10 protein-coding genes are annotated in these 12,871 nt (G+C 65.9%); 6 read left to right on the plus strand and 4 right to left on the minus strand.

Annotation, left to right across the window (positions count from 1 at the left end):
• The first annotated feature begins 1,180 nt into the window (after positions 1-1,180).
• The 6 genes from QW863_RS34035 to QW863_RS34060 all read left to right on the plus strand — a co-directional run bounded on the left by QW863_RS34035 (position 1,181) and on the right by QW863_RS34060 (position 6,166).
• Complete coding sequence (locus QW863_RS34035) at positions 1,181-2,110, plus strand: aliphatic sulfonate ABC transporter substrate-binding protein (protein ID WP_315718469.1); 930 nt, start codon at positions 1,181-1,183, stop codon at positions 2,108-2,110.
• A gap of 81 nt (positions 2,111-2,191) precedes the next feature.
• A complete protein-coding gene (locus QW863_RS34040; RefSeq protein WP_315718466.1) occupies positions 2,192-2,812 on the plus strand; it encodes a nitroreductase family protein in 621 nt (206 codons plus the stop codon).
• Positions 2,813-2,904: 92 nt separating this feature from the next.
• Positions 2,905-4,200, plus strand: a complete 1,296-nt coding sequence (locus tag QW863_RS34045; RefSeq protein ID WP_315718465.1) for an O-acetylhomoserine aminocarboxypropyltransferase — start codon at positions 2,905-2,907, stop codon at positions 4,198-4,200.
• A 4-nt stretch (positions 4,201-4,204) separates the two neighbouring features.
• Positions 4,205-4,987, plus strand: coding sequence for an alpha/beta hydrolase (locus QW863_RS34050; RefSeq protein ID WP_315718464.1), 783 nt, complete (start codon positions 4,205-4,207; stop codon positions 4,985-4,987).
• A gap of 124 nt (positions 4,988-5,111) precedes the next feature.
• Positions 5,112-5,513: a BA14K family protein gene (locus QW863_RS34055; protein ID WP_315718463.1), complete on the plus strand. Its 402-nt coding sequence runs from the start codon at positions 5,112-5,114 to the stop codon at positions 5,511-5,513.
• 140 nt (positions 5,514-5,653) lie between these two features.
• On the plus strand, positions 5,654-6,166 hold the full coding sequence (locus tag QW863_RS34060) for a hypothetical protein (RefSeq protein WP_315718462.1): 513 nt from the start codon (positions 5,654-5,656) through the stop codon (positions 6,164-6,166).
• Between the two features lie 60 nt (positions 6,167-6,226).
• Here QW863_RS34060 and cyoB read toward each other — a convergent pair whose 3' ends face one another.
• From cyoB to flgK, 4 genes are all read right to left on the minus strand, one after another.
• A complete protein-coding gene (cyoB, locus tag QW863_RS34065) occupies positions 6,227-8,230 on the minus strand; it encodes a cytochrome o ubiquinol oxidase subunit I (protein ID WP_315718461.1) in 2,004 nt (667 codons plus the stop codon).
• Positions 8,231-8,245: 15 nt separating this feature from the next.
• Positions 8,246-10,015: an SDR family oxidoreductase gene (locus QW863_RS34070; protein ID WP_315718460.1), complete on the minus strand. Its 1,770-nt coding sequence runs from the start codon at positions 10,013-10,015 to the stop codon at positions 8,246-8,248.
• A 171-nt stretch (positions 10,016-10,186) separates the two neighbouring features.
• Positions 10,187-11,095 carry a flagellin gene (locus tag QW863_RS34075; protein WP_315718459.1) on the minus strand — a complete coding sequence of 303 codons (909 nt, stop codon included), beginning with the start codon at positions 11,093-11,095 and terminating at the stop codon, positions 10,187-10,189.
• 15 nt (positions 11,096-11,110) lie between these two features.
• Positions 11,111-12,868 (minus strand): flagellar hook-associated protein FlgK, encoded by a 1,758-nt coding sequence (flgK, locus tag QW863_RS34080; RefSeq protein ID WP_315718458.1) that lies wholly within the window; start codon positions 12,866-12,868, stop codon positions 11,111-11,113.
• Between the last annotated feature and the right edge of the window lie 3 nt (positions 12,869-12,871).

The raw sequence follows: 12,871 nt of genomic DNA on the forward strand, positions 1-12,871 counted from the left end.
ACCACAACGCGCCAATTCGTCCTCGAAACAGATGGCGTTCACGACGAAACTACTGCCGACTTTTTCAACGGAATCGGCTGAATGCGGACGCTGCCGACTCGATCGCAGAGGTCTGCCCTAGTCACGGGCTATCCTCCCGAATGCGTCCGCTCCGCGGCTCCCGCCCCCAATGGCTGCCGGCTTGCTGCACCGCGCAAGTCTGCGGGCTTCGGCCAAATCCGCTCAGGAGCTCCCGCGCTTCATTTCGGCCGGTAGATGCAAGGCAGTTCGATCGCACAAGCCCGCCCAAACCGCTGCGGAGAGTCGCTAAGACATCATGGCCGGGCCGAGGCCCGCCATGCCGTCGCGGCAGAGGGGCGTGATATGCCGAAGCCCCAGGGCTTGCGTGACAGGCCAATGGCTTCTCCTCGCGCCTGCGCGACGAAACGGAATTCGCCCGCATTCCCAAGCTGATTTGCCCTGTCCAGTCCCGCCACGAAAAATATTCATGTTTCTTTTTTTCAGAATCCATGGTTGTATCACCCCATCCCGCCCGATCGAGAGGGGCGCTTCGCGAACGTCACGAAACGTTGGTGCGGGATGCGATGGCCGGTTCTCGTCGCAGCGTGCGTCAAGCGCGCGGACGAACGATGGGAGCCGGACGGCGAAATCGCGTGGTCCTGATACTCCGATGCTAGTATCAAGTCTGCGACGAGGCTCGGCTTCGCGCAGGCGACGGTGGCCAGAAAGCTCGGCGCGCCGGGGAGAACGCGTATAAGCCGTAAGCCCGTTGCGCAGGGAAGGCCGGATGTCCGGCTGATCCTGTGGTAACCGCCGCGTGCTTCCTTTTTTGCACGCGGGCCATGGGTGTCAGTCGACGCCCGGCCTTCCCTGTGCCCTCTCTCGATGGAGGGACGAACGGCAGACATCTCTCGGACGCTCTGCGCGTGGCGAGGATGCGAACGGCTGTCTCGTCAGATCTCGCGCGCCAAGAAAACAAAACTTCTCGCGGCATGGGCACATGAGAAACTTTCCTCTCCATATGAACAGATCTGCAAAATTGCGCAGGGCTGACGATCCTGCGAATGATCCTGGACAATTGCATGCAACCGCCTGTTTGGGAGATTGCCGAATGACACCGTCCTTCAGCGGCCTGCGTCGCGCGCGGCCCTTGCATCTCGCCCGTCGCGGCGTCCTGATGATGGCCGCGGCCCTGCTCGGCGCGCTCGCCACTGCGCAAGCCGACGCAGCCGAGACGCTGCGCATCGGCTATCAGAGATCCTCGACCCTGATCGCCCTCCTCAAGACCAATGGCGAGTTGGAGAAGGCGCTGGCGCCGCTCGGCATCAAGGTGTCGTGGCACGAATTCTCCAGCGGCCTGCCGCTGCTGGAAGCGATCAACATCGGCAGCATCGATGTCGGCGCCGATGTCGCCGATACCGTCCCGGTGTTCGCGCAGGCCGCGGGCGCGAGGCTCGCTTATGTCGCCGAGGAGGCCGCCTCGCCGTCGGCGCAGGCGATCCTCGTGGCAACAGCTTCGCCGACCAAGACGCTCGGTGAGCTGAAAGGCAGGAAGATCGCGGTGACCAAGGGCGCCGGCAGCCACTATCTGCTGCTCGCCGCGCTCGCCAAAGCGGGTCTCACCTTCAAGGACATCACCCCCGCCTATCTGCCGCCCGCCGACGGCAGGACCGCTTTCGTCAGCAACAATGTCGATGCCTGGGTCGCGTGGGATCCGTTCCTGACCAGCACCATCCGCCAGTCAGGGGCGCGCGTGCTCGCGGACGGCAGCGACGGGCTTGCCAGCTACAAGCGCTACTATCTCGCATCCGCCGACTACGCCGCCGGGCATGGCGACGCCCTCAACGTCATCTACGGCAAGCTCGTCGAAACCGGCAAATGGGTGAAGGCCAATCCGGCCGCCGCGGCGAGCCAGCTCGCTGCCCTGTGGGGCATCGATGCCGCCACCGTCGAGGAGGCCAACAGCCACCGCTCCTACCAGGTCGGCGCGGTCACCGCGGCCGGCCTGTCGGAACAGCAGAAGATCGCGGATGCTTTCCTGGCGGAGCGCGTGCTGCCGGCGAAGGTGGACACATCGGCGTTGGCGATCTGGACTCCCAAAGCGCCGTGAGCCACACAGGAGCCGAGATTGTGCCCGGCAGCGAAGCGCGGCACGAGGCCCGACGACGAGCCTGAACGAAGGAGACCACCCGTGACTGCCCATCTTCCCCCGCCGACCGGCCGCATCACCGAGCATCCGGCGCATCGCATCTTCGTCGATCGCTGGTCGCCGCGCGGCTTCAGCGACGAGGCGCTTCCCGAGACGGAGCTCCTGACCTTCATCGAGGCGGCACGCTGGGCGCCCTCCTCCTACAATTCGCAGCCCTGGCGCTTCCTCTACGCGCTGCGCGGCTCGGCCGAGTTCGACACCTTCCTGGCGCCGCTGGTCGAGTTCAACCGCGGCTGGGCGCAGCATGCCGCGGCGATCGTCTACGTGCTGTCGAAGAAGACCTTCATCCCGGCGGGCAAGACCGAGCCGGCACCGACGCGCACGCATTCCTTCGATGCCGGCGCGGCCTGGGCCAATTTCGCCAACCAGGCCGCGTTGTCCGGCTGGATCACCCACGGCATGAGCGGCTTCGACGTCGCCGCCGCACAGGCAGCGCTCGGGGTACCCGACGGTTTCGCCGTGGAGATCGCGATCGCGGTCGGCCGCAAGGGCGATGGCGACAAGCTGCCGGCCATGCTCAAGGAGCGCGAGAAGCCGAGCGCACGCCTGTCCGTCGCCGAGATCGCCTCGGCCGGCCTGTTCCCGCAGCGCTTCGGCGGCTGATCGATGTCGCAGGGGCGGCGCACCGCGCCGCTCCTGACGGACCGCGAAATCTGTGGCAGAAGATGCGATCTGCTTGAGGAGAGTTGATCCGCATGCCGCCGCCGAAACCGCCCGCCTTCGAGACCCTGAGCCTGCACGCGGGCCAGCACCCGGATCCCGCGACCGGCGCCCGCGCGGTGCCGATCTATCAGACCACGTCCTATGTGTTCGACGACACCGAGCACGCCGCGGCGCTGTTCAATCTCGAACGCGCCGGCCACATCTATACCCGCATCTCCAACCCGACCACGGCCGTGCTCGAAGAGCGGCTCGCCGCGCTCGAAGGCGGCGTCGGCGCGGTCTGCACCGCGAGCGGCCAGGCGGCGCTGCATCTGGCCATCGCCACGCTTCTGAATGCGGGCGATCACATCGTGGCCTCCTCCTCGCTCTATGGCGGCACCATCAACCTGCTCGCGCACACGCTGCCGCGCTTCGGCATCACCACGAGCTTCGTCAAGCCCAGGGATCACGACGGTTTCCGCGCTGCGATCAAGCCGAACACGCGGCTCCTGATCGGCGAGACCCTCGGCAACCCCGGCCTCGAGGTGCTGGACATCCCCAAGGTCTCGGCGATCGCGCACGCGGCCGGCGTGCCGCTCCTGATCGACAACACCTTCGCCACGCCCTATCTGAGCCAGCCGATTTCCCAGGGCGCCGACATCGTGATGCACTCCGCGACCAAGTGGCTCGGCGGCCATGGCATCGCGATCGGCGGCGCGATCATCGATGGCGGCCGGTTCGACTGGCGCGCCTCGGCCAAGTTCCCGCAGCTCACCGAGCCCTATGCCGGCTATCATGGCATCGTCTTCGACGAGCAGTTCGGCGCGGCCGCCTTCATCATGCGCGCGCGGACCGAAGGCCTGCGCGATTTCGGCGCCTGCCTGTCGCCGACCAACGCGTTCCATCTGCTGCAGGGCGTCGAGACGCTGCATCTGCGCATGGAGCGGCACGTCACCAACACCCGCGCGGTGCTGGAGGCGCTGACCGCCAACAAGGCCGTCGACTGGGTGCTGCATCCTTCGCTCGAGACGCATCCGGACCATGCGCTCGCCAAGGAGCTGTTGCCGCGCGGCGCCGGCTCGATCATCTCGTTCGGCATCAAGGGCGGACGTCCCGCGGGGCGCAAGTTCATCGAGAGCCTGAAGCTGATCAGCCATCTCGCCAATGTCGGCGACGCCAAGACGCTGGTGATCCACCCCGCCTCGACCACGCATCAGCAGATGGACGCAGCCCAGCTCGCCGCGGCCGGAATCGGCGAGGAGCTGATCCGGCTCTCGGTCGGCATCGAGGCGGCCGGCGACATCATCGACGATCTCGGACAGGCGCTGCGCGCCTCGCAGAAGGTGTGAGCCCATGCAACTGTCGATCGGAGATCATGAGGTCTTCGCTGCCACGGGCGGCCGCGAGTTCGATTCGTCCCTGCCCGCCGTCGTCTTCATCCATGGCGCCGGCTTCGATCATTCGGTCTGGGCGCTGCACAGCCGCTGGTTCGCCCATCACGGCTTTGCCGTGCTGGCGCCCGATCTGCCGGGCCATGGCCGCTCGACGGGGCCGGCGCTGCCGACCATCACCGCCATGGCGGATTGGATCGTCGCGCTGTTGCAGGCGGTGAACGCGAAGCCCGCTCACCTGATCGGGCATTCGATGGGGTCGCTGATTGCGCTGGATGCCGCGGCGCGCCATCCCGATCGCGTGTCGGCGCTCAGCCTGATCGGCACCGCGGCAGCGATGACGGTCGGACCTGACCTCCTGAAGGCCGCCGAAGCCAACGATCACGCCGCCATCGACATGGTCTCGATCTGGGGCCTCGGTTTTGCCGCCGAGCTCGGCGGCAGCCGCGCGCCCGGGCTGTGGATGCATGGCGGCGCGCAGGCGACCCTGGAGCGCTGCGCGCCGGGCGTGCTGTTCAACGATCTCTCCGCCTGCAACGCCTATCAGGATGCGCTGGCAGCGGCGGCCAGGATCAAGGTTCCGACGCGGCTGATCCTCGGCGAGAAGGACATGATGACGCCGCTGAAGGCCGGCAAGGCGCTGGCGGCTGCAATCGCGCAATCGCGCATCATCGTGCTGCCGGGCGCGGGACATACGATGATGGCGGAATGTCCGGATGCGCTGCTCGATGCGCTGATCGAGTAGCTTGCGGTCACGGTTCTGCCATTGGATGCGACCTCGTGCCGCCGACATGCTCCGTCGCGGCGCGGAACGGAGGGCGACGGCGAGCCGTTGCCCTCCGGCACAACGAACAGAAAGGAGCACGCAGATGGATCTGCGCAAACTTTTGACGGTCGCCACCATCGGAACGATGTCGCTCGCGGCCGCATCGCCGCTCGCCGCCGCGCCGTTGCTGCCGAACCACCCGGCGCCGGCCGCCGCCACGAACGCGACCGAGCTGCAGCAGGTGCAATATCGCCACTGGCGCGGCGGCTACGGTCATCGCCACGGCGATTACGGCCATCGCTATGGCGGGCATCGCCACGGCTACGGTGCGGGTGCCGCCGCCCTCGGCGGTCTCGCGGCCGGCGCGATCATCGGTGGCGCCATCGCCAACAGCCGCGCCGAGGCCGCCAATGCCCAGGCCTATTGCGCCCAGCGCTTCCGGTCCTACGACCCGGGCTCCGGCACCTATCTCGGCAATGACGGCCTGCGCCATTCCTGCCCGTAGCGACGCCAAGGCCGATGCCGGTCTCCGGCATCGACCGCCGCCTGGACCCATGGCGCGCGACAAAACGTCCGCCGCGACAAATGCAACGAAGTTCGTCTCATCCGGTTGAGTATGAGCCTGAATCAACGGGAGACATCGGGATGGTCACCTTCAAAGCCGCCGCGACGCTCGCCATCGCCGGCGCACTTTCTGTATCCACGCTGCACCCGGTATCGGCTGCGCCGCTGACGTCGCTGTCGGCAGCCGCCAAACCGGGCGCCGAAAGCTCGAATGCCGTCCAGGTCCGCTACGGCGGCTGGCATGGCGGCTGGGGCGGCGGTGCCGCAATCGGCGCGGGGCTGTTGGCGGGTGCCCTGATCGGATCGGCGATCGCCGCCCCCTCCTACTATGGCGGCTACGCGCCCTATCCCTACTACGGCGGGTATCGCTACGCCGCCTATCCCTACGGCTATGGCGGCTACTACCCGGCCTACCGCCCCTATTACGGCGGCTACGGCTACGGCTACAGCTACGTGCCGCGCCCGATCTATCGCAGCTACGGCTATTCCTATGGCCCGCGGCCGTGGCGCCACAGCTACGGCTATTACCGCGGTCCGGGTTGGGGCCATCACCGCCACGGCCATGGCGTGATCCGCGCCCATCATCGCTGGTGATGTGAATTCGCCGGTGCGTGCGGCTGGCCCGACGCACCGGCAGCTTCCCTTCGATGGGTCTCAGGCCCCGGCAGCCGCTGACGACGACAATCCCTGCCGCGCTTCGATGATGCCCCGATCGATCCGGGCGACCTCCGCCGCAGGGATGACGTACTCGTCGTGATCGCGCCAGGCAAACACGACGAATGTCGCCAACGCGCCCATTGCGCCGAGCGCCACCATCCACCAGATGTGCCAGATCAGCGCGAAGCCCATGACCGTGGCGAAGAAGGCGCAGACGAATCCCGTGGGGGAGTTTTTTGGCAGCTCGATGTCCTGATAGTCCTTTTCCCGCGTATGGGGCTGCTGGTCTTTTGCATTTTCCTTGATCCGCCAATACGCATCCTGCCCCGTCACATTCGGCAGCACCGCAAAATTGAACACCGGCGGCGGTGAGGACGTGGCCCATTCGAGCGAGCGGCCGTCCCAGGGGTCGCCGGTCGTGTCGCGCAGGAGATCGCGATCGCGGATGCTGAAGACCAGTTGGAGAATCTGAAGAATGACGCCGATCGCGAGCAGCGCCGTGCCGAACGTCGCAACCGCAAGCCAGGGACGCCATTCCGCGACATCGTAGTGCTGCATCCGTCGGGTCATGCCGAGCAGGCCGACGACATAGAGCGGCATGAAGGTCACGTAGAAGCCAATGAGGGTGAACCAGAACGCCGCCTTGCCCCAGCTCTCATACAGCCGGAAGCCGAACGCCTTTGGAAACCAGTAAGTGACACCCGCGAACACCCCGAACAGCACGCCGCCGATGATGACGTTGTGGAAATGGGCGACCAGGAACAGGCTGTTGTGCAGCAGGAAATCCGCCGGCGGCACCGCGACAAGCACGCCGGTCAGCCCGCCGATCATGAAGGTGATCATGAAGCCGACCGACCACAGCATGGGCGTCGTGAAGCGCACCCGCCCGCCATACATCGTGAACAGCCAATTATAGATCTTCACGCCCGTAGGCACCGCGATGATCATGCTCGCAATGCCGAAGATCGCGTTCACGTTGGGGCCCGCCCCCATCGTGAAGAAATGATGCAGCCAGACCATGAAGGAGATGACGCAGATCGCCATGGTCGCCAACACCATCGAGCGATAGCCGAACAGCGACTTGCTCGAGAACGTCGCGACCACCTCGGAGTAGATCCCGAACGCCGGCAGAACCAGGATGTAGACCTCGGGATGTCCCCAGGCCCAGATCAGGTTCATGAACATCATCATGTTGCCGCCGGCCTCGTTGGTGAAAAAGTGGAAGCCGAAATAGCGGTCGAGCATCAGCATCGTCAGCGTCGCCGTGAGGATCGGAAACGCCGCGACGATCAGCAGGTTCGTTGCCAGCGTGGTCCAGCAGAACATCGGCATGCGCAGATAGCTCATGCCCCGGGTGCGCAGCTTGAGGACGGTGGTGACCAGGTTGATGCCGCTGACCAGGGTCCCGACGCCGGAGATCTCCAGCGCCCAGATGTAATAGTCCACGCCGACTCCCGGCGAGTAGGTCAACTCCGACAAGGGCGGGAACGGCAGCCAGCCGGTGCGCGCGAACTCGCCGACCACGAGGGACACGTTGACCAGCAGCGCGCCGGTGGCCGTGAGCCAGAAGCCGACGGAGTTCAGCGTGGGAAAGGCGACATCCCGTACCCCGAGCTGCAGCGGCACGACCAGATTCATCAGCCCGATCACGAACGGCATCGCCACGAAGAAGATCATGATAGTGCCGTGGGCGGAGAAGATCTGGTTGTAGTGCTCCGGCGGAAGATAGCCGTTGGAATGAAACGCCACCGCCTGCTGCGTTCGCATCATGATCGCATCGGTGCCGCCACGCAGCAGCATCATGAAGGCGAGCAGCATGTACATCACGCCGATCCGCTTGTGATCGACGCTGGTGATCCATTCACGCCAGAGATAAGGGAAGTACCCCTTCGCCAAGACCCATCCGAGGACACCGAGGATCGCCACCAGCACGAGGCCTGCGGCCACGAGCGGGATGGGCTGGCCAAAGGGGATCGCCGACCAATCGAGCTTGCCGAGCATGGACGCCCCCGGGGATCAGCGAGTAATATGTCGGCGCGATGGCCGCGAAGGCCGGCGGGCGCGCGCAAGAGCAACCAACGCGATGCCTCCGAGCCCAAGTGCCAATCCAATTCTGCTGAGCTGCCCGGCCGGCGGCAGCTTCTTGCGCACGAGCCAGCCGCCGCTCACCGCGGTGCCAGCGGCGATCGGCGCCAACACGGCACCTGTGCTGCGTGGTGCGCCCTTCGCGCGCGACAACAGGAAACGGAACGCCGTGCTCAGGAGTCGCTCGGTCGGCCAGCGCGCCAGGGCATAGGAGATCTGCCCGAGCCGCGCCGGCCAGCCGACGGCGACTTCGTCGTGAGGAGCGCGGATCAACTGCAAGAACGTCTCGGCGACGTCCTCGGGCCGATACAGCAGCGGTCCTGGACCGAGATGGCGGCCGGACATGTTGGCGCCATGCACGAAGCCGGGCGTGTCGACCATCGCGGGGAATACGCTGCAGACGTGGATATCCTTGTGACCGGCGAGTTCCTGACGCAAGCTCGCCGAGAAGCCGCGGAGGCCGAACTTGCTGGCGGTGTAGGCGGCGGCGAACGGAGTCGGAGCCCATCCGCCGAGCGAGATGTTGTTGATCAAGGTTCCGCGCTGCTGCCGCAGGAAGACCGGCAGAACCGCATAGGCACCGTTCATCGTCCCCAGCAGATTGACCTCGATGGTCTTACGGTGGAGCGCGATGTCGGCGTCCTGATAGGCGCCGAACACCCCGGTTCCGGCGTTGTTGATCCAGACATCGATGCCACCGAACGTCTGCACGGCCTGATCGGCCAAGTGCATGACCGCGGCTGCATCGGTCACATCGGTGCCGACGGCGATGGCGCGCCCGCCAAGGGTTTCGCATTCGGCCGCGACGTCTTTCAGAACGTCCACGCGCCGCGCGGCCAGCACGATGCTGGCCCCTTCCCGCGCCAAGGCGAGTGCCGTCGCCCGGCCGATGCCGCTCGAGGCGCCCGTCACCACGACGCGCGTTCCCTTCAGATCACGCATCAGCCGGCGCGCCTCGGGGGAGGCATCCAGCAGCCAGCCGAGCGCGCGGCGCAGCTGGTGCGCGCCGCCGGTGTCGAACCATCGGCCATGGGAAAAGACGACACGTTCGGGCGCCAGCGCAATCAACCGCGCCGCCGCGAGCCGGACGGCACGGCCGCCGAGCCGCAGCAGCATCCGCAGATGGGTCGGTGCCTTGCCATCAGGCGCGGTGATCCCGAGCAGATTCGCCGCGGTCCGCGCCACGATGCCCAGACCTTCCGGTGCCAGGTTCTGCACGAGGTCTGTCAGGACGAGTGTGCGGCTCGGCCTGTGAAACAGCTCCACTTCGGTGAACATCGGTGCGGCAACGAGCACCAACTGGATATCTGCGGACCATTCGTCCGGCGTGACATCGGTCAGCTCACGATCGATACGCAGGCCGCTTCGGCGAACCTGCTGGCGCTCTGCCAAGCCCGGCGCAGCGAAGACCTGCGCATTCGGCAGGGCCGCCTGCCAGTCCGGCAGGAACATCCAGTGCGCGACGTTGGGCGCGAGCAGATATTTGATGGGTCCCAGCTGCTCCAGCTCCTCCCGCAGCGCATGAGTGAAGCGCGTGGGCGAGTGCAGCAGCAGATCACCGCTCGACAGGCGGATCACCGTCATGCGCACGGAGAGCGGCAGTCCGGCGGCCCGAATCCGGCCGCCGTCGACGATCCACACATTGTCCGCCACGGGCCGCAAGCCATGGCCGTCGCTTCGAGGCTGAGTTATCTGGTCCATGAGAGTTCCGCCGACGAGATGCCCGTCAACAAACCTCCGGCGCGGCGCATGGTTTCAATCGGCTGGGAATGCGGATCCCAAGGCCGGCCGCCGGCAAGGTCTATGCCCGCCCGGCAGATCCGGCTCTGCTCGGGTCCCTGCGCCCTGCATCGCCGCGCGATAAGTCGGGGCTCAACGCAGGTAACTGGCCAGGTTCAGGCTCTGGATCTTGGAGATGGCGGTATAACTCGCCGTGAGCTGGGCTTGATAAGTCGAGAGCTGGGCGGTCACCGCCGCCACATCGACGCTGGTCAGGTCGGTCGCCAGGCTCTCGGCATAGCTCTTGTAATCGGTCTGCTGCGACTTCGCGCTCTCGATCCGGGACGCCGCATCGGAGAGCTTGGCCTGTACCGTGGCGACATCGTCGACCGCCTGATCGGCAAGCGACAGCGCGGAGGTGATGTCGGTTCCGGACAGGGTCGAGCTGTTGGCCACGAACTTCAGGACCCGCATGACCTCCTCGAACGCCGGATTGTCGGCAGTAACGCCATAGGTGACCGACTGCCCATCGGAAACCCGGACCGAGGCAAGCTCGCTGTCGCCCTGACAATAGCTGGTATCCGTCGTGGTCAACGATCCCGTGCCGGAGGCGAAGCTCGACGTATCGACCGCCGCCGTCGCGGTCCGCGCACCGCCGAACAGATATTGCCCGTCGTACTGGGTGTTCAGAATGCCCGACATCTGCTGCAGCAACTGCTGCGCACTGCTGATCGCGGACGTGGTTCCCGTGCTGCTGCCGGAGCTCGCAGCGCTCAGGGCCGTGCGCAGCTGACTGACGATGTCCGACACCTGCCCCACGGCAGAGTACATGACCTGCACTTTGCTGTCCGCCAGAGTCGCAGCGTCGATGTAGGACTGCGCCCGCGCGACAGAGACCTGCAGATTGACGACGTGCTGGGTGTCGGCGCCGTAACCGGCGAGATACTCGGCCTTCAGCCCCGAGGCCTCCTGCACCTGGAGGTTGGCCATGGTCGCCTGCGTCCGCAGCGCGCCCGTGATCATCTGGTCGGAGTTCGAGAATGTCGCAATCCGCATCGTCATGATGTCCACTCCGGACTAGGTCGATTGCACGGCAGTGAGCAGCGACGAGAACATGCTGTTGACCACGGAGATCAGCTGCGAGGCGGCAGCGTATTTGTTCTGCAGCGAGCTCAGCCGCGCCGTCTCCTCGTCGAGGTTGACGCCCGATTGCGAGGACAGCGAACTGGCATAGCTCGACTGGGCCGTCGACTTCGCGGTGTAGGCAGTGGAGGCCTGCGACGCCTTGCTGGCGACATTGGCGACGATCGCCGCGGCGTAGTCGGCGAACGAGCCGGTCGTTGCGCTCAGGCCGCCAGCCGAGGCGAAGCTGGTCGAGCCGGTCAGCTTGTCAACGAGCGCGTCGATGACCGTCGCCGAGCCGGCCGTCAGCACCTGGCTGCCGGTCGTCAACGTCGCGGAGCCGTCGAGCGTGCCGGTGGGCAAACCGGCCGCGCCGCTCAGGATGCTGCTGTTGACGGCAAAATTGGCGGCGCTCGTGCCGGTGACGAGGTCATTCATGCCGAAATAGTCGAAGAAGCCGCTGCCGCCGACCGCGCTGGTCATGTCGTTGATCGCGATGCCGTTCGACGACGACGTGGCGCTGATCGACAGGTGTCCGCTGGAATCGATCGAGGCAGAGACCCCGGAGATGCCGTTGAGCGCCGTGACCAGATCGCCCACCGTCGCATAGGACGACAGGTCGAGATCCTCGTACGAAACGAGATTGCCGCTCTGGTCAGCCACGGCGATGCGGACCGTTCCGGACGCCGACAGGGCCGTCGTACTGCTGACGCTCGCCGACCCGGTCAGAGCGGTCGGAGGTGGAACGGCCGATGCGCCATTGGTGATCGCATTCAGCGACGATTTCAGCTGCGAGGCCAGCTGATCGAGCTGGGTCTGCGCGGCCGGCAGGGTCTCGTCCCGCAACGTGACTAGCGAACCGATCTTGCCCGACGTGATCTGCGACGTGACGTCGACGCCGTCGACCATGATGCCGCTGAAGCCGCCGGACGCATAGCTCGACGCCGCCGAGACATTCGCCGAGGCCGTATAGCTCAGCGTGTGCGCCGAGCTGTCGACGAGAGCTCGCCCCGACGAGGTATAGACCTGAAGGTCGCCGTTCGACGCCGCGTAGTAGCTGACGTTCATATAGGACGAAAGGTCCTGCAACGCGGCATTGCGCTCGTCCTCGAGATCGGCGGTCGATTGGCCGGACGCCGCCATCTTGCGGATCTCGACATTGAGATCGGCGATCTGTTGCAGGTCGTCGTTGGCGCTCTGAACCGACGACGCGATGTCCTTGTCGGCGTTGGCCCGCAACGTCTGCACACCGCTCGACGTGCTGCGCAGCTGGCTGGCGAAGTCATCCAGCGCGCTGACGACTGCCGATTGCAGCGAAACACTGCTGGGCGAGCTCGCCAGCGACGACAAGGCGGACTCCAGCGATGCCAGCGAGTTTGCCAGCGACGTTCCCGTCGTCGAGGTGCCGGATGTGGACGCGCTGCCGAACAGCTGCTGCAGTTGCGTCAGATAGTTGTTCGTGGTGTCGGCCGCGCCGAGCTCCGAATTGGCTCCGATCAAGGATTTCAGCAGCAGCTTGTCGACATTGCTCGAAATGCCGGTAATGGAAACGCCGGTCCCGACTCCGCCGGTCACGTTCGTGACCTGGTTGGCCGTCTTCTGCGTATACCCCTTCGTGTCGGCGTTCGAGATGTTCGACGACGCCACGCTGATCTGCAGCTCCGTGGCCGAGATGCCGCTGAAGGCGACCAGCCGTGCTATGTCGAGCGACATTGC

Origin of the sequence: Bradyrhizobium sp. SZCCHNR1017 (assembly GCF_032381375.1) — a bacterium.
GTDB lineage: Bacteria > Pseudomonadota > Alphaproteobacteria > Rhizobiales > Xanthobacteraceae > Bradyrhizobium.